A 16,043-nucleotide genomic window follows, 5' to 3' on the forward strand; every position below is an offset into this window, starting at 1 on the left:
CTAGATATATCAAAATATGTAGAGAAAATCCGTTTTAAATCTATACAAATCTATATTTGGCGAGATAATGTATAGTTATTGTGGTTGTTTTACAGGTTTTGTCTAAAAGCCGATAAAAGGCTGTAAAAGTTTAGGTACTAGGGATTTGAACTCCAGAGGGGCATCCATGGCGACTAGGCAAATACAGGCTTCATTGCCAATGGTGATAGGCTGATGCTCAACCTCATGGTCTAAATCAGCAACGTCACCAGGACGAAAACAACCCAGCTCATCTTGAAAGGCGCCCTGCAGGACCATAGTCAGTTCGGAGCCTTGATGGCTATGCATGGGTAGGTTACGCCCAGGGGCGATACGCAACAGTTTTAAGCTGCTTTCTGAAGAGTGAAGATCACTGGAGTTAAGGGTGATGCTGTGCATACCCGGTACAATAAACCGCCAAGGTAACTCTTGATCCCTACCCGATAAAACCGCTACTACCTCGATCGGTAGTTGAGGCTCATTACCCACTGTGTGGGCAAGTTGCTGCGGAGTAGGCTCTGCATCTAGGGCCGCAAAGAACTTATCTCTTAAAGCGTCGGAGTCGTTTGCTTCTATTGGCGGGGAGTGCTCGATGAATTCACCGGCAATCGCCTCTGCCTTGAATATCTTTTCGTGGCACTGCGGGCATTGCTCAAGGTGGCAGTCAATTAATACTGCGAAAGACCGCGGAAGTGCACCAGCTGCATAGCTTAGCAAGGTTGCTTCGTCAGGATGATGGTTTATATGATTCATAATGGATCTAATTCTATACACAGTTTCTGAAAAGCCAAACGTATACTTGATTTAATAGTACCTAGGGGAAGCCCTGTTGCTTTGGCGATCTCACTATGGCTCCGGCCAAGATAGTAGCTTTGATAAATCATCTGGGATTGCTGGTGTGGCAAGTTAGCAATGGCTTTCTTAACGAGGCCGTTGTCTAGGCCAAAGTCGACGTCTTGAATATCTCCGCCTGCCAACTTTTCAGCGTGCTTTTGTTCTACCTTTTGGCGACGCTTGTGATCCACAAATAAGTTTCTCGCGATTGTGAACAGCCAGGTGGAGGCCTTGGCTTTCTTCGGGTCGAAAGTTTTGGCCCGGCGCCATGCTTGTAAGAAAGCTTCCTGGCTAAGTTCTTCCGCCAAATCCCTGTCACTCGTTAGCTTGATTAACCAAGACCGCAGGCGTGGGGTGAAATAATCATAGAAAGCCATAAACAGCTTTCTATCGCCAGTCTCGGCAACAGCAACAAGACAGCTGTCCCAGTCCTGTTGCTCGGAGTTCTCTAGCTTTAATTCGCCCATCAGCTTTTCCGTCTTCATAGTTTATCTACGTTTGAAGTGCTGTATTAGATCTACATCGCTTAATAAATAGAATTTGATCCAGTTGGGCAAGAGCAACGTATCAATAAGTATGTTCATGTTTAATTAATGTCTAACTTTATGTCTAAAAAAATTGCAGTTATTGGCTCAGGTATCGCTGGCTTGTCATGCGCTTGGTTGCTGTCGAAGCGGCATCAAGTTTGCCTGTATGAAAAGGATGATCGACTGGGTGGTCACAGTAATACGGTTGAAGCTGTTAGTCGGTTAGGACATATTCCTGTCGATACTGGATTTATTGTATATAACGAGCGCAACTATCCCAATTTAACAGCTTTGTTCGACCATCTCGGTGTTTCTACCCAGACATGCACCATGTCATTCTCGGTTAGTAATGAGTGTTTCGAATACGCCGGCGGTGAAGGTCTGCAAGGATTATTTTCACAGGCGGCTAATGTTCTAAAGCCGAAGTTTTGGCAGATGTTGAGCGATACTATTTCTTTTTATAGAAAGATGAATGTTGAAAATCTCGAGATTGATAAAGACATAAGCTTGGGTGAGCTTCTAAGTGAAATGAAAATGAGTGATGCTTTTTGCCGTCACCACCTTCTACCTATGGGGGCCGCTATCTGGTCTACGCCGATGGACAAAATGCTCGATTATCCAGCGGCAAGTTTTATCGAGTTCTGTCAGAACCACGGCTTGCTGCAGCTCTATAACAGACCTCAGTGGCACTCGGTCTGTGGCGGAAGTCGCGAGTACGTCAAAAAGCTGGTAGCTGACTTTCAAGGTGAGGCACTTTGCAATCGGGCCGTGAAGTCAGTCCGTAGAATAGCGAGCAAGGTCTTAATTGAAGATTGGCAGGGTAAGAAAGAGCACTACGATGAAGTGGTTTTCGCCTGTCATCCGGATCAAAGCTTAAAGCTACTTGATGATATTCGCACCGACGAGAAAGAGCTTCTCGATTGTTTTGAGTATCAAAGAAATCGGGCCATTCTTCATAGCGATGAAAATTTAATGCCAAAAAATAAATCAGCCTGGGCTGCCTGGAACTATTTGTCGGATGGAAACTCGGATGTGTCTGTCAGTTACTGGATGAACAAGTTACAGCATCTAAAATGTGAAGAGCCAATGATTGTCAGCTTAAACCCGCTGAGAATGCCTCAGGAAAGCAAAATTCACGCGAGCTTCCTTTACGACCACCCTCTATTTAATCAGCGAACCAAGCAAGCCCAAAAGAGCCTATGGAATATACAGGGCAGCCACAATACATGGTTTTGTGGTGCATGGTGTGGCCATGGTTTTCATGAGGATGGTTTGCAGTCTGGACTTCTCGTCGCAGAGGCGATCTCTCATGTTAAACGCCCTTGGTTAACGGATGATGATAAGTGGAACAGTCGCATCCCTCTATCGCGAAGTTTTGATCGATGGATAAAACGCAATGAGGCTGCGTAATGAATAGTCAGCTTATCTATGGCGAAATTATTCATCAGCGTCATATCCCGAAGCCCTATCGCCTAAAACAAAAATACAACAGTATGATGTTGGACCTTGATGAATTATGTCAATTGACGGATCTGTCCAAGTTGTTTAGGCGAAACCGATGGTCCTTAATGTCATTCTATGATGCCGACTATGGTTTTGCTGGGACGCAATCGGTAGAGCAGTTTATTTATGATCTTCTAGATCAATACTCCATCAAAAAGCCTAGCCGTATTAGACTTTTGTGTGGAGCTCGAAGCCTATTTTTTGTATTCAATCCTCTTTGTGTTTGGCTATGTGAGAATGAAAAGGGCGAAACAGAAACCTTGGTCTATGAAGTTAAAAATACTAAAGGTGAAAAACACCATTACATTGTAGATCTGAAAAACAATGGCAATGAAAGCAGGACAAAAAATGTCCATCGAGTGGACAAAAAGATGTACGTATCCCCATTTTCCATGATTGATGGCCAATATGAATTTTCTATCAAGGAAAGTGATAACTATTTTAGCCTGCTGATAAAACACTATATTAATGGTGAGAAGCACTTTTCGGCCCTTTGGAGAGGTTCAAAGACAGAGGTTTCAAAGGTTAATCTACGGGTTTATGTTATTAGATCCTTAATGGATTCTTACAAAGTTGTCTTAGGTATCCATTGGCACGCTTTGCGTCTATTCATTGCTTCGTTTCCGTGGTACCCATTTAAAGTTCAATCCAATAGCCCAGTCAGTATTACTTCAATGCATAAAGATAGCCGTTTAGAGGAAAAACCATGAGCCGTTCCTATACTAGTCAGGGTGCCAGAGCCGAAGTTTATCCTGCACTAAAATATTGGCAAAAATTTTTGCTTCGTAAGCTAGATTCCTTGGGCTTGAGCCGGTTTCAAATAGATTTTTGCGGTGATTCAAATAAAAAAATCACCCTGGGTGTAATCAAGCCGGGTGTACCTGTAGCTCATATTCAAATAATTAGATTTAAGGCTATTCTTTCGGCACTAAGTTCGGGAGTGCTGGGTTGGTCGGAAGCCTATTTAAAAGGGCATTGGAGAAGTGATGACTTAATGTCTACTTGCAACTGGGCAATGTTTAACTTGGATAAGCTAGAAAAAGGGTTTTCTAGTAAGCGATTAAGTACGCTCTACAATCGCTTCATACACATACGAAACAACAATAGCCGCAAAGGCAGTAAACGTAACATCGAATATCATTATGATTTAGGTAATGACTTTTATCGCTTATGGCTAGATGAAAGCATGAGTTACTCCTCAGCACTGTATCTCGATCAGGAGCAAGGCCTAAAAGAAGCCCAGCTTAATAAGTACAGAAAAGTAATAGAGATGGCGAGTGTTAAAGAGGGCGATAAGTTGCTCGAAATTGGTTGCGGTTGGGGTGGTTTCGCTGAAGAGCTCATGGCTGTGGAAGATACCGAATTGCACGCACTTACGCTTTCGAAAGAGCAGCTTGACTGGGCACAGGAGAGGTTGACGGCCTTTGGTTATAGCGATCGGCTTAACTTCGAACTGAAGGACTACCGTGACCTCGAAAATAGCTATGATGCTGTTGTTAGTATAGAAATGTTTGAAGCTGTAGGTGAGGATAACTGGGAAAACTACTTCCAAGTTTTGAATCGAACCTTAAAGCCTGGAGCTAAGGCGGTTTTACAAGTAATTTGTATTGAAAATAATCGTTTTGAAAGCTATCGAAAAAATACTGACTTTATACAGAAGTATATTTTCCCTGGTGGTATGTTGCCTAGCCCTGAGAAAGTAAGAGAGTTAGGAAAGCAGGCCGGGCTTAAACTAAACTCAGAATTAGAGTTTGGCGCAGACTACGCAAAAACCTTAGCTATATGGCGCAAGTCGTTTTATCGTACCTGGCCTTCGCTCAAACAGCAGGGCTTTGACCATAAGTTCAAGCGCATGTGGGAATACTATTTGTGCTATTGCGAGGCTGGTTTTAACTATCAATCTGTTGATGTACGCCTATTTGAATTTCAAAAACCAAAGAATAGTAATGGGGTGGCATGATGGAATCGATTTGGTTAACTGGGGCTAGCCAAGGCTTGGGTAGGGCTCTGGCTTTAGAGCTCGCTCGACAGGGATTTATAGTTTACGCCTCGGCTAGAAATCAACTTGCCCTTCAAGAATTAAAACAGCAAGCTTTGGGTCAGAAGCTGTCGGGCATGATTGTACCCAAACCTTTGGATATTGAAGACGCTGCTGATGTTAAAACCGTATTGGATTCCATTCTTAGCGAAGGTCCAATTGCTAAGGTTATTCTTAATGCCGGGACCTATCAGCCTGTTGATGCCAGTGACTTTGATTGTCAGAGTTTAAGAGATTTATTCCAACTTAATGTATTTGGCACAGTAAATTGTCTGGAGCCCGCTGTTGCCGCTTTGCGCAAGCAGGGTAATGGACAGATAGCGATTGTTGCATCTTTAGCTGCTTATCGAGGTTTACCAAGGTCGGCGGCTTATGGAGCGAGTAAGGCCGCACTCATCCATATGGCAGAATCGCTTTATACCGAACTACACAGAGAGAATGTTGATATCAAGGTTATAAATCCGGGATTTGTGAAAACACCATTAACGGATAAAAATGATTTTGCAATGCCGCAACGGGTAGAGGCTGAGTGGGCTGCCAAACATATTGCCTCCAAACTGTCGAAGCCTGGCTTTGAAATTCGATTCCCTACACCATTTGCTCAATTTATGGGATTTTTGAAATGGCTGCCCTATGGGATTTATTTTCCACTTATTCGAAAAATAAGCAATCAATAACTATAAATGACCAGCAACTATGAAAAAGATTAGCCTATCGCAGATTTGCGCTTATAAGGGCGAGGTAAAACTGAAAGTGGTTTCATTGGAATCTTGTCTTTACCAAGCCTTTGTGATGTTTGAGGATCAGCTTGATATGGTGCTTTGTGATAACAAAGGCGATAACCTGAAAGCAGCAAGTATTGGACTCTTAGTGCAAAAGCTACAGGGTCTAGAACCATACTCCGCTGTGTTGATTCAAAGCAGTCCATACGATGAAATGATCGGCCATGAAGCCCAAGAAAAAGTCGCTCCGCTGGAGGTGAAGTTGGACTGGGAGGAGTTAAGCAAAAATACTCGGCATTAATTCACTGAGCTGTTCTTGGGGCATAACTCAGTGCTTTCAGTTAAAAGAACAGTATTCTCAATTAATAAAACAGTATCCTCAATCGATACGGCAATTGCCATTATCACAGCGGCTTTTCCCCGTTAGCAAAAGTGAGATGTAGTTTCTATACTTTGCAAAAAATCGATAGATAAGGTTGGCTAGGGGTTTCACAATAGGCAAGCGGCTGAAAGCAAATATATATGTGACGAATTGCTTCTCTGCCACAGTGCGCCAGGCCTCGTAGCCTACATCTAAACCATAAAGGTACTGCCCATCGCCGAGCAAACCATGCAGTATTGTTCGAGCCTCTTTTTTATCGATATTCGGATAAGCTTGAGCAAAGCCCTCGGCTTCAATATCGATAAAGGCTAATTTACCTTCCGCATTCAGCTTTCGTAAGCTGTCCATTTCCTTAACACACAAAGGGCATTGGCCGTCGTAGAAAATACTCAGGTGCGGTACTTTTTCCATTGGCTTATCCTATTCTGGCTTTCTCATTCTGATAGCTCTGGCATAATTAGGCCATCTAACGTGAATAAGGCATATTATGAGTTTAGCGATTTCTTACACTGATATCGAAGCGGCTGCCAAGCGCCTGCAGAACGTCAGTGAGTTAACACCATTATTACACAGTCGTGCACTTGATGAAGCCTGCGATGGACAAGTATTCGTCAAGGCAGAGAGCTTACAACACATTGGTGCTTTTAAATTTCGCGGGGCTTATAACCGCATCGTGCAATTAAGTCAGGAAGAGCGGGCCGGAGGTGTGGTTGCTTGGTCTTCTGGTAACCATGCGCAAGGTGTTGCAGCTGCGGCCCAACTGCTAGGTGTTAAGGCGACCATTGTGATGCCGGCGGATGCGCCCAGTATCAAGGTGGAAAAAACTCGTTACTATGGCGCTGATATCGAGTTTTATGATCGTTATAGCGAAGATCGAGAGCAGGTTGCAAGGGCATTGTGTGAGCAGCTTTCTGCAACTCTCGTTCCGTCCTACGACGATCCACATATTATTGCAGGGCAGGGAACGGTTGGGCTAGAGATCACCCAACAGCTAGCAGAGCCTGCCGATGTTTTTATTAGCCCTTGCGGAGGAGGTGGCCTATGCTCAGGTAGTGCTATGGCCGCCAAACAACATTGGCCCGAGGCAGAAGTAATCGGTGTTGAACCAGAGCTATATAACGATACCTACCTTTCTTTAGAAAATGGAAAGAGAGAATCTGTATCGCAATCGAATATGTCGATATGCGATTCGCTGATGGCGGCGGCCCCTGGTGAGCTGACCTTTCCAATCAATCAACAATATCTCAATAAGGTAGCTACCGTGACAGATGAAGAGGTAGAGGCCGCGGTGTATTTTGCTTGGAAGAATTTAAAGCTGGTGGTAGAGCCCGGTGGAGCTGTCGCGCTGGCTGCTTTACTGGCTAAGAAGGTAGATATCAGTGGCAAGCGTTGCGCAATAATATTGAGTGGTGGCAATGTCGATCCAGCTTGGTTCGCCAAGCTACTCACAAAGTATGGCGCATAGTTAGATTTTCTTACTTTGGATACTGTGATGTGCTCCGACGAAATAGCTGCAATGGCGGGCTTTATAAAGCAGCACCCGCGCTTAGTTGTATTAACTGGCGCAGGTTTAAGCGCCGCTTCTGGGATACCAACCTATCGTGATACCAGTGGTAAATGGCTAAGGCGAGAGCCAATCCAACATCGGCAATTTATTGAACTCAATAGCGAACGGCAACGTTACTGGGCGCGCAGTTTACTTGGCTGGAAGCTGGTATCTGAAGCGAGGTCTAATAAGGCTCATAAAACTTTGGCAGAATGGGAGCGGCAAGGACGCATTGAATTACTTATTAGTCAAAACGTTGATGGCCTGCATCGTATGGCTGGTTCAAACAATGTGCTAGAGCTCCATGGACGGCTTGATCGGGTGCAATGCCTCAATTGTTATCGTTTCAGTCATCGCTCGGATATACAGCTACAACTGATCGAATTGAATCCAGGGCTATGGCAGGCAGTTCAAAGCAGCAGTATTGATGCTGGGCCAGATGGTGATGCGAATGTCGACGATTGGGATATGAGCAAAGTGAATTGTCCGACTTGCCCATATTGCAGGCAGCAAAGTCTAAAGCCAGATGTTGTGTTCTTTGGTGGCACAGTACCTAAGGGCCGGGTAGATCACTGTAAATCCGCCATTGATCGAGCAGACGCTCTATTGGTTATTGGCAGTTCATTGCAGGTATTCTCGGGCTATCGCTTTTGTAAGCTGGCCCATGAACAAGGCAAAGCGATTGCGGCCATCAATATCGGTGAGACCAGAGCGGACCCACTACTCACTGCAAAACTGTCCCTAGCCGCCAGCCCGGCGCTAGAGGCTATTACAGCAGCACTGTAGTAGCCCTTTCTTAAGGGCCTAAAGGCGTTTCCATGTCATATAAAACCTTCTTTGTCAGTAAAGATCACCCAAAAACTGTCGATAGCTTAATTAAACAGAGGTTGATTAGGCATGCTGAGACAGGAGCTGCTGGCATTTGCGGCAATAGGCATATTGGGTTCCCTGGCCTTGTTTGCATTGTGGTTTTTCGAGTGGCGCTGGTTGGGACGCTTTGATGAATCATTGGTGCAGTTTGATGGCGAGCGATTACCTGCAATAGCGGCGGGAAGAGTCACTGTGCAGCAGTTCTTGGACCCTAGCTGCCCATGTAATCGCTATGTTCAGCAACATAGCGAAGAGCTGAGTACAAATTATGGTGCTCAGGGGGTCGCATTCCAAACCGTAGAGCCTTCTCGAAATTTAGAGACCGCTATCCCTTCAAGCCCAGCTGTGGCGATTTGGACGGCGGATGGTGATCTTGCCTATTTCGGCCCCTATAGCAATGGTGTTATTTGCAACGCCAAAACAAGTTTGATTGAGCCTGTATTGCAAAGCTTGCAGTCAGGCGATAACCCGATGATAAGCAATACCGCAGGCGTAGGATGTTTTTGCCCGTGGCCTGATAATGAAGTTAGTGCATAGTCGCTAAAGGAAGTCTTGTTAAATGAATATCCAATCCCATTACCTTAAAGCCGATAAGCTGATGCTGGGCATTTGTTGTGGCCTATTTATCTATGGCCTCGCGCTAGCAGGTCTGCATGATACCTGGGGTATCGCCATTGTGACTGGTGGCAGCTGTCTTGCGCTTATTGCCTTGCTCAATAAGCTTGTGCCTGGCAGTCGTTTATTGCGTTGCAGCGTTGCGGCTGTATTTATGATTTTTAGCGCGATGCATATCCAGCAGGGCCATGGCTTAATTGAGTTTCACTTTGGCATCTTTGTATTGCTGGCCTTGCTGCTTTACTACCGCGATTGGGCACCTCCGATCGTAGCTGCGGGCGTTGCTGCCGTGCATCATGTGTCCTTTTATTATTTACAAAGCCAAGGTAAGCCAGTGTATATGCTAAGCCCAGATAACCAATCTTGGGGCTTAGTGTTTTTGCATGCGGGCTATGTGGTATTTGAAACCGCTGTTGTGGTTTGGATGGCATTGGATGCCAAGAGAGAGTACGCTCAAACTGAGGCTGTAAATAACTGCATAAACAAAGTAATGCAGAATAAGGGTGAAATAGATTTGCGAGCCAGAGCAGGTCTAGACAGCGGTGTTGTGGCTGTACTTAATGAATTTTTGGATTCTACAGAGCAGTTAGCCGCCCAGGTAAAATCCACGGCATGCGAATTTGCTGATCAAGGTGCAGAGCTAAATCGCAGTAACAAAGAGATCGCAAATGAGCTGATATCCCAAGGTAAGCAAACCGATGAAATTGCGAATTCAATGCAACGATTGAATGGTGGTGCCGAGCAGGTTTCTGAATCTGTGAAGCTAGCTACTGCTCAATTGGATGAGGCGAATCAAGATTCTGTGAGAGGCTCTCAGGCCGGAGATGCTTCTTTGCAGGACATTCAACGTTTAAACCATTTGATCGGAGATGCTTCGACCAAAGTGGGAGAGATGGATAGCCACTGTGAAGAAATATTCTCCTTGTTAGGTACGATTCAGAGCATTTCTGAGCAGACTAATTTGCTAGCGCTTAATGCGGCCATTGAGGCAGCTAGAGCGGGAGATCAAGGGCGAGGTTTCGCAGTTGTAGCCGACGAGGTTAGAGTGTTGGCGCAAAGAACTCAGGCCACCACCAATGAAGTTCAGGAAACTCTAGATGCCCTGCAGCAAAGCTCAAAGCAGTCCATGACAGCTATGGAGAATAGTCAGCAAAACGCAGAGCGTTGTGTAAGTAAAACGCAGGATACTGTTGAGGTGCTACAACGAGTACAGGGGAATTTGTCAGCTCTTTCAGAAATTGTTTCATCTGTAGAAAGCTCTTCAATTGAGCAACAGAATCTAGTAGCAGGAATGGTGGACAATGTTGAAAAGATTCAAACCCTTTCCCAAACAAATAAATCACATGCCACTCATAGTGATCGGCTAAGTGGTGAGATGCTTGCGAATAGTCAGGGCTTAGTCAAAAAAGTTGATCAGTTTAAAACTAGTTAGTGCTAACTAAAACAGTAATAAAAGTGAGGGCGCCTATTGGCGTCCTTTTTTGTTTCAGAGGCTGTATATAGTTTATACCTATTCTTAAGCAGGGTCTAAAGTAATCAATAATACATTAAACGACAAAATAACGTTTATTAGACCAAAGTAGACTAATTATTATTTCTTTCTTGCCGAATCCTTAATTGTAAGAGGAATTACTTTTAGCAATACCATGGCTGGTAGATGCATGTAGCAGTACTTGAACGTTAAGCAGTGCCTAGGTTAGAAGTAATTGAGGTTAAAGCAGTGTTCGTACTATTAGAACTTAACCTTCGGATATGCAGGTGCCACAATGAAAGCTATCTCAATTAAACAAAAAATTCTATTACTGACGGCCGTACCCATAATATTGGTGGTGCTGGCTGTGATGGCCTATGTCAATCTTCGCCTTAATGATCTGGGTGAATTAGAAGTTAAAGACATACGTCAGTCTATGACGCAATTAAAGCGTGAAAACCTAAAAAATTATGTCGCTCTGGCGCAGACAGCGGTGGAGCCGATTCTAAAAAACGAATCTCTTTTTTCTGATTACCAGTTGAAAGAAAAAGTGGCCGAATCCTTGAGATCCATGCGTTTTGGTGAAAAGAAAGACGGCTATATCTTTGTTTACGATTATGAAGGTGTAAATATTGCTACCGCACCTAATCGAAGTCTTGAAGGGCAGAATCTAATCAATCTAAAAGACAAAAACGGCGTAAAATTGATTTACGAGCTGATTTCAAAAGCTAAAAGTGGTGGCGGCTATGTGGATTATCTATGGCTAAAGCCATCAATTGAAACAGAAGCTCCGAAGATGAGCTACGCAGAATCAATCCCAAGCTTGCAGTGGATGATAGGGACGGGCTTCTATGTAGATGATATTGATAGTGCCGTCGAAGCCACACGTGCAAATACCCAAGCAGAAATAAAACATACTATGTTACTGATTGCGGCTATTGGCGCTGTACTGGTAGTAATCTCGATCGGGTGTGCCTTCTTGTTAACTTCGAGAGTTGTTAAACCATTGGAAGCAACGGCCCAAGCGCTTGAAGATATTAGTCGAGGAGAAGGTGATTTAACCTTGCGTTTGCCCGTTAAAAGCAAAGATGAAGTAGGAAAGATTTCACAAGGCTTCAATGGTTTTGCAGATAAGATGCAGACATTAATCACTGAGTTGAAGTTAAGTATCGACGATTTAGGCGAGTCTATTGCAAAAACTAACCAGGTTGTAGAAGTGACACAAAATAGTTCTCTGCAACAAAAAGAAGAGACTACCTTGGCTGCAACGGCTGTGCAGCAGCTAGCTTTTGCAGCGCAAGAGGTTGCTCGCAATGCGGCTGAGGCGGCGGGCTCAGCAAAAAATGCCGATCAAGAATCAGAAACTGGTAAGCAAACTGTAGTCAATACCGTAGCAGCAATTAATGACCTTTCTAATGAAATCAACAAAGCTTCGGAGGTAACTACTTCTTTGCAGAGCAATGCCGAGAAGATCAGCGATATTGTGGATGTTATTAACGAAATCGCTGATCAAACTAATTTATTGGCTTTGAATGCGGCAATCGAAGCGGCCAGAGCTGGTGAGCAGGGTAGAGGTTTTTCGGTGGTTGCTGATGAAGTTCGCGTGCTCGCAAACAGAACTCAACAAAGCACCAATGAAATTCATGAAATGATCGAAGGTTTGCAGAATGGTACCAAAGAAGCTGTGCAGGTTATGGCGAATAGCTTATCAAAGCGTGAGCATACGGTTCAGCAGATCGAACATGTGAATGAATCTTTGCTCACCATTTCAGATTCTGTGGGTGAAATAAGCAGTATGAATAATCAAATTGCGACTGCTGCCGAAGAGCAAACCTCTGTGACGGCTGAGATATCGCATAATGTGGAAAAAGTGACGGCGATAGCCGAAGGCTCTGCGCAAGGAGCCGAGCAGCTTTTAGAAGCTTCTCAAGACTTACAAAACATCGAACATAAACTAGCTGGAATAATCGCCCAGTTCAAAGTTTAAGTTGCAGGCAGGCAGTTAGATAGTTATCGATTGTCTAACTGCTTTGTTTGCCGGGTTTTAAGGCTGCAAGAAAGGCGCTAATAATAATTCCTGCAGCTGTACCCGCAAGCAATGCTAAGCCCATTTCAAACCAAAAGATGCCAGCAAAAAGCCCGACGAGAGAACCGATTACAATACCCCAAGGAAGATATTTCGACATGATGGCTCCTAAATTAATGGCTTATCCCACACAGCAAGGAAATAGCCCACATCCAAATGACTTTGCTCTAGCAGGCTAGCATATTTGCGGTTCCACTGCCCACTGCTAAGATCTTCAGCTAATTTTTTTAAGCCCTTATCGACATTCTCTATCTTGCTAAACGACGACATATTTTGTCTTATCTTGTCATCAAGATAGGCTTCTGGCCTAGCCCAGTAAGCGGCCGTAAAACCGTCTTGGCAGTTTGCTGGAATGGCCAAGGGGTATATCTGAATATTGGGGAAATGGGTCTCTAGCTCATCGATCTTTGGAAAGATACTTCGATCAATGGCGTAGAGCTCTGGAAAGTAGTCTTGCAGTAGCCAATAGGGTGTTGCATCGGGGTTCCAGCTCAATGCAATAAAGCGCCGCTCGGTAACGCGTTTTATCTCCTCAAGGGCTAGAGTACGGTTTTGCCAATGGTGTATTGAAAGAACCGTAAGACACTGCTTGAAAGAATTATCCCCAAAGGGCAGGGCTTCAGCATAAGCTTGAATAGCAGGGTGGGCGCTTGGGGCACGTTGTTGAATCATTTTCCAGGATGGCTCTAGAGCAATAAGCTCCTCAAAGCTAGATTCATAGGATCCAGTTCCCGCCCCAATATTTAAGGTGCGGCTATTTATGTCCGCATGGCCTTGAATAAAGCCATCAATGGCTGGGTCACTCATGCGCCCTTGTCGATATTGCACGCCAATTTGATCGTAGATTTCAGTCATGCTTCCCTCGCATCTAATGTCTTGAGCGCTTGACAGTCCCTGCTAGAGCCCCATATGATTTGTGGGTTCCAAAAAGATACCAACAGCTTACAGTCAGCCAATTGAATGTGAGCTTAGAGATGAATAATAACAAAAAGAACTTCGCGGCTATGTAGATAGCTCTATGTGCACACCTCTATATGTGCACCTCTGGAGGGAGGGCAGCAGCGGGTTCAGCCTAAAGGTAAGAGAAGATGAGCAAGCCAGAGCAAGTTAAAGAGGAATGGCATAGCACTGCCTGTAACCTATGTTTTGTAAATTGCGGCGTAGAATTCAAGCTCGGGGGTGAAGACGGGCGACAAATATTGAAAGTTCGTGGCGATAAAGAGCACCCAACGTCACAGGGTTATATTTGTAATAAAGCTTCTCGGATCGACTATTACCAAAACAGCACAGCAAGGATTAACAGTCCCATGCGGCGTAAAGCCGATGGCAGTTACGAGCCCGTCGATTGGGATACTGCCATTAGCGAAATTGCGGCAAAATTAGGTGCCGTTCGAGATGAACATGGTGGCGATAAAATACTGTACTACGGTGGTGGCGGCCAAGGTAATCACTTAGGTGGTGCTTACGCTACCAGTCTTCGCAAGGCCCTGGGTATTCGATATAAGAGCAGCGCTATCTCACAAGAAAAGACCGGCCTGTCATGGGTATTTAGTCGCATGATTGGTGGCCTGGTACATCCCGAAGTGCACCATGCAGAAGTGGCGATGTTTGTCGGCAAAAATCCGTTTATGAGTAATGGCTTAGATCGTGCTCGTCTGTTTTTAAAGGAAATAAAGAAAGACCCTAATCGTACGTTGATCGTAGTTGATCCCCGACGCAGTGAGACAGCAGATCATGCTGATATTCATCTGGCGGTGAGACCAGGCCGTGATGCTTGGTGCTTATCGGCCATTCTGGCGTATATCGTACAAAGTGATCTTCTGCCCATGGATTGGTTGGCAAAGCACGCCCATGGCTATGAAAAAGTTATCGCACGTTTTAAAAACATCGATGTCGATAGCTATGCTGAGTTTTCTGGTATTAGTCCTGATCAAATTAAGTCGACGGCCGAAGTTATCGCCAAGGCGCAGTCATTTTCTCTGGAAGAAGATATTGGCGTGCAAATGGCACCCCATTCGACTCTGGTAACCTATCTCAACTTTCTATTAATGTTGATGAATGGTAATTATGGCCGCCCAGGCACCATCGGCATGTTTACTCAGTTGGCTGAAATGATCGCAGTCGACTATGGTCCAGTGGATGAAAATGGCTATGAGACAGAGCGCCGCACCCTTCCGGTTACTGGGGCTCCGATTGTCAGTGGGTTGTTTCCAGCTAACTATCTCACCGAAGAAATACTGAATGATGATCCTAAGCGCCCGCGAGCACTGATAGTAGAAAGTTCAAATCCAGTACACTCCCTATCGGATGCCGGCCGAATGAGAAAGTCCTTGCGTCACTTGGATTTTAGTCTGGCTATCGATGTGGTAATGAGCGAAACAGCACTGGAGTGTGATTATGTATTGCCAGCATCGAGCCAATATGAAAAGTGGGAAGCGACATTTTTTCCAAGAAACTTCCCGGCCAATATTTTCCATCTACGTCAGCCGTTAATTGAGCCGATGCCCAATACTTTGGCTGAACCTGAAATGCACGCTCGCTTAATTGAGGCGCTAGAAGTATTCGAAACTGATGAACTCAATAGCTTAAAGCTTGCTGCACAAGACGGTTTCGCCGCCTACCAAGCTGAGCTGTTTAATCAAATGGGCAGCAATCGGAAGATAGCCTCTTACTTGCCATATGTTTTATATCGCAGTTTGGGGCCTTCACTGCCCGATGGGCAGGCTTCGACAGCCGCAATCTGGGGGCTGTGCCAGATGTACGTCTTAAAACACAGTGCCGAGGCGGCTAGAGCGGGCTTTAGCGGCCCAAGTGCGGGTACGGATTTGTATCAAGCTTTGGTTGATAGCCCAACGGCTGTAGAAATCGGTATCTCTACCTATGAAGAAAGCTGGTCTAGGATTCCCCATCCCGATAACAAGCTGCAAATGTTAATTGCAGAGCTTTTGGATGAAGTGGACGAGCTAGATAAACTGCAGCCATTACATAAGACTTCCAAAGAGTTTCCCTTTGCCTTAGTGGCCGGTGTTCGCAGAGCTTATACAGCAAACTGCAATATTCGAGATCCAAAGTGGGCGAAAGGTAAAGCTGTCATGGCACTTACTATGCATCCAGATGATGCTGCAGAGCATGGCTTTGACGAAGGCATTCGGGTAAAGCTAGAAACAGAAACCGGACAGGCGGAAGTAGAGCTTGCCTTCGATGAGCGTATGCACCTAGGGACTATCTCGGTTCCCAATGGCCAGGGGATGCGCTTTGTAAATGAAAACAATGAGTTGGAAGATACTGGTGTCTATGTCAATGAGCTAACCAGTGTGCTCCACCGCGACAAATTTATTGGCACTCCGTTACATAAATTTGTACCGGCAAAAGTAAGTATTTGTTAATTTAAAAGCCGACGTAAAATATTTTAAACCGTTTCGATTTATCTC

Annotated in this window: 16 protein-coding genes; 11 read left to right on the forward strand and 5 right to left on the reverse strand. The window is 44.9% G+C overall.

Annotated features, from left to right (window positions below):
• Positions 1–102: 102 nt before the first annotated feature.
• The gene (locus Q1A08_RS06175) at positions 103–771 is read right to left on the reverse strand and encodes a ChrR family anti-sigma-E factor (protein WP_299770908.1); all 669 of its coding nucleotides are present in this window, start codon (positions 769–771) and stop codon (positions 103–105) included.
• Positions 768–1,337 (reverse strand): sigma-70 family RNA polymerase sigma factor, encoded by a 570-nt coding sequence (locus Q1A08_RS06180; protein WP_299770910.1) that lies wholly within the window; start codon positions 1,335–1,337, stop codon positions 768–770. Before Q1A08_RS06180 ends, Q1A08_RS06175 begins: the two co-directional genes overlap by 4 nt.
• Positions 1,338–1,457: 120 nt before the next feature.
• Between Q1A08_RS06180 and Q1A08_RS06185 the strand changes: the two genes are divergently transcribed.
• From Q1A08_RS06185 to Q1A08_RS06205, 5 genes are read left to right on the forward strand one after another with little or no spacing between them, the layout of a single operon-like run.
• On the forward strand, positions 1,458–2,789 hold the full coding sequence (locus Q1A08_RS06185) for an FAD-dependent oxidoreductase (RefSeq protein WP_299770912.1): 1,332 nt from the start codon (positions 1,458–1,460) through the stop codon (positions 2,787–2,789).
• Positions 2,789–3,592, forward strand: coding sequence for a DUF1365 domain-containing protein (locus Q1A08_RS06190; protein ID WP_299770914.1), 804 nt, complete (start codon positions 2,789–2,791; stop codon positions 3,590–3,592). The genes Q1A08_RS06185 and Q1A08_RS06190 overlap by 1 nt, the downstream gene beginning before the upstream one ends.
• Positions 3,589–4,842, forward strand: coding sequence for a cyclopropane-fatty-acyl-phospholipid synthase family protein (locus Q1A08_RS06195; RefSeq protein WP_299770916.1), 1,254 nt, complete (start codon positions 3,589–3,591; stop codon positions 4,840–4,842). Before Q1A08_RS06190 ends, Q1A08_RS06195 begins: the two co-directional genes overlap by 4 nt.
• On the forward strand, positions 4,839–5,597 hold the full coding sequence (locus tag Q1A08_RS06200) for an SDR family NAD(P)-dependent oxidoreductase (protein WP_299770918.1): 759 nt from the start codon (positions 4,839–4,841) through the stop codon (positions 5,595–5,597). The genes Q1A08_RS06195 and Q1A08_RS06200 overlap by 4 nt, the downstream gene beginning before the upstream one ends.
• Before the next feature lie 19 nt (positions 5,598–5,616).
• Complete coding sequence (locus tag Q1A08_RS06205) at positions 5,617–5,943, forward strand: DUF6482 family protein (RefSeq protein ID WP_299770920.1); 327 nt, start codon at positions 5,617–5,619, stop codon at positions 5,941–5,943.
• Positions 5,944–6,021: 78 nt separating this feature from the next.
• On the opposite strand, the gene Q1A08_RS06210 is transcribed toward Q1A08_RS06205, so the two are convergent.
• Positions 6,022–6,435 carry a DUF393 domain-containing protein gene (locus tag Q1A08_RS06210; RefSeq protein WP_299770922.1) on the reverse strand — a complete coding sequence of 138 codons (414 nt, stop codon included), beginning with the start codon at positions 6,433–6,435 and terminating at the stop codon, positions 6,022–6,024.
• Positions 6,436–6,511: 76 nt separating this feature from the next.
• Between Q1A08_RS06210 and Q1A08_RS06215 the strand changes: the two genes are divergently transcribed.
• The 5 genes from Q1A08_RS06215 to Q1A08_RS06235 all read left to right on the forward strand — a co-directional run bounded on the left by Q1A08_RS06215 (position 6,512) and on the right by Q1A08_RS06235 (position 12,513).
• On the forward strand, positions 6,512–7,489 hold the full coding sequence (locus Q1A08_RS06215) for a threonine/serine dehydratase (RefSeq protein WP_299770924.1): 978 nt from the start codon (positions 6,512–6,514) through the stop codon (positions 7,487–7,489).
• Positions 7,490–7,516: 27 nt separating this feature from the next.
• The gene (locus tag Q1A08_RS06220; protein WP_299770926.1) at positions 7,517–8,356 is read left to right on the forward strand and encodes an NAD-dependent protein deacetylase; all 840 of its coding nucleotides are present in this window, start codon (positions 7,517–7,519) and stop codon (positions 8,354–8,356) included.
• 111 nt (positions 8,357–8,467) lie between these two features.
• Positions 8,468–8,977, forward strand: coding sequence for a DUF6436 domain-containing protein (locus Q1A08_RS06225; RefSeq protein ID WP_299770928.1), 510 nt, complete (start codon positions 8,468–8,470; stop codon positions 8,975–8,977).
• Between the two features lie 22 nt (positions 8,978–8,999).
• A complete protein-coding gene (locus tag Q1A08_RS06230) occupies positions 9,000–10,487 on the forward strand; it encodes a methyl-accepting chemotaxis protein (protein ID WP_299770930.1) in 1,488 nt (495 codons plus the stop codon).
• A 334-nt stretch (positions 10,488–10,821) separates the two neighbouring features.
• On the forward strand, positions 10,822–12,513 hold the full coding sequence (locus tag Q1A08_RS06235) for a methyl-accepting chemotaxis protein (RefSeq protein WP_299770932.1): 1,692 nt from the start codon (positions 10,822–10,824) through the stop codon (positions 12,511–12,513).
• A 34-nt stretch (positions 12,514–12,547) separates the two neighbouring features.
• Here the strand turns inward: Q1A08_RS06235 and Q1A08_RS06240 are convergent, their stop codons facing one another.
• Together Q1A08_RS06240 and Q1A08_RS06245 are read right to left on the reverse strand one after the other, a co-directional pair.
• On the reverse strand, positions 12,548–12,712 hold the full coding sequence (locus Q1A08_RS06240) for a hypothetical protein (protein ID WP_299770934.1): 165 nt from the start codon (positions 12,710–12,712) through the stop codon (positions 12,548–12,550).
• A gap of 8 nt (positions 12,713–12,720) precedes the next feature.
• The gene (locus tag Q1A08_RS06245; RefSeq protein ID WP_299770936.1) at positions 12,721–13,467 is read right to left on the reverse strand and encodes a class I SAM-dependent methyltransferase; all 747 of its coding nucleotides are present in this window, start codon (positions 13,465–13,467) and stop codon (positions 12,721–12,723) included.
• A 233-nt stretch (positions 13,468–13,700) separates the two neighbouring features.
• On the opposite strand from Q1A08_RS06245, the gene Q1A08_RS06250 reads away from it, so the two are divergent.
• On the forward strand, positions 13,701–15,998 hold the full coding sequence (locus Q1A08_RS06250; RefSeq protein ID WP_299770938.1) for a molybdopterin-dependent oxidoreductase: 2,298 nt from the start codon (positions 13,701–13,703) through the stop codon (positions 15,996–15,998).
• The last annotated feature ends 45 nt before the right edge of the window (positions 15,999–16,043 follow it).

It is taken from the genome of uncultured Pseudoteredinibacter sp. (genome assembly GCF_947500695.1).
Taxonomy (GTDB): domain Bacteria; phylum Pseudomonadota; class Gammaproteobacteria; order Pseudomonadales; family Cellvibrionaceae; genus Pseudoteredinibacter.

What these genes read in the sequence shown, in the direction of transcription:
- Q1A08_RS06195 (WP_299770916.1), top strand. Translation starts at nt 3,589, where the DNA reads ATGAGCCGTTCCTATACTAGTCAGGGTGCCAGAGCCGAAGTTTATCCT.
- Q1A08_RS06190 (WP_299770914.1), top strand. Translation starts at nt 2,789, where the DNA reads ATGAATAGTCAGCTTATCTATGGCGAAATTATTCATCAGCGTCATATC.
- Q1A08_RS06245 (WP_299770936.1), bottom strand. Translation starts at nt 13,467, where the DNA reads ATGACTGAAATCTACGATCAAATTGGCGTGCAATATCGACAAGGGCGC.
- Q1A08_RS06180 (WP_299770910.1), bottom strand. Translation starts at nt 1,337, where the DNA reads ATGAAGACGGAAAAGCTGATGGGCGAATTAAAGCTAGAGAACTCCGAG.
- Q1A08_RS06215 (WP_299770924.1), top strand. Translation starts at nt 6,512, where the DNA reads ATGAGTTTAGCGATTTCTTACACTGATATCGAAGCGGCTGCCAAGCGC.
- Q1A08_RS06210 (WP_299770922.1), bottom strand. Translation starts at nt 6,435, where the DNA reads ATGGAAAAAGTACCGCACCTGAGTATTTTCTACGACGGCCAATGCCCT.
- Q1A08_RS06200 (WP_299770918.1), top strand. Translation starts at nt 4,839, where the DNA reads ATGATGGAATCGATTTGGTTAACTGGGGCTAGCCAAGGCTTGGGTAGG.
- Q1A08_RS06175 (WP_299770908.1), bottom strand. Translation starts at nt 771, where the DNA reads ATGAATCATATAAACCATCATCCTGACGAAGCAACCTTGCTAAGCTAT.
- Q1A08_RS06185 (WP_299770912.1), top strand. Translation starts at nt 1,458, where the DNA reads ATGTCTAAAAAAATTGCAGTTATTGGCTCAGGTATCGCTGGCTTGTCA.
- Q1A08_RS06205 (WP_299770920.1), top strand. Translation starts at nt 5,617, where the DNA reads ATGAAAAAGATTAGCCTATCGCAGATTTGCGCTTATAAGGGCGAGGTA.
- Q1A08_RS06250 (WP_299770938.1), top strand. Translation starts at nt 13,701, where the DNA reads ATGAGCAAGCCAGAGCAAGTTAAAGAGGAATGGCATAGCACTGCCTGT.
- Q1A08_RS06220 (WP_299770926.1), top strand. Translation starts at nt 7,517, where the DNA reads ATGTGCTCCGACGAAATAGCTGCAATGGCGGGCTTTATAAAGCAGCAC.
- Q1A08_RS06230 (WP_299770930.1), top strand. Translation starts at nt 9,000, where the DNA reads ATGAATATCCAATCCCATTACCTTAAAGCCGATAAGCTGATGCTGGGC.
- Q1A08_RS06240 (WP_299770934.1), bottom strand. Translation starts at nt 12,712, where the DNA reads ATGTCGAAATATCTTCCTTGGGGTATTGTAATCGGTTCTCTCGTCGGG.
- Q1A08_RS06225 (WP_299770928.1), top strand. Translation starts at nt 8,468, where the DNA reads ATGCTGAGACAGGAGCTGCTGGCATTTGCGGCAATAGGCATATTGGGT.
- Q1A08_RS06235 (WP_299770932.1), top strand. Translation starts at nt 10,822, where the DNA reads ATGAAAGCTATCTCAATTAAACAAAAAATTCTATTACTGACGGCCGTA.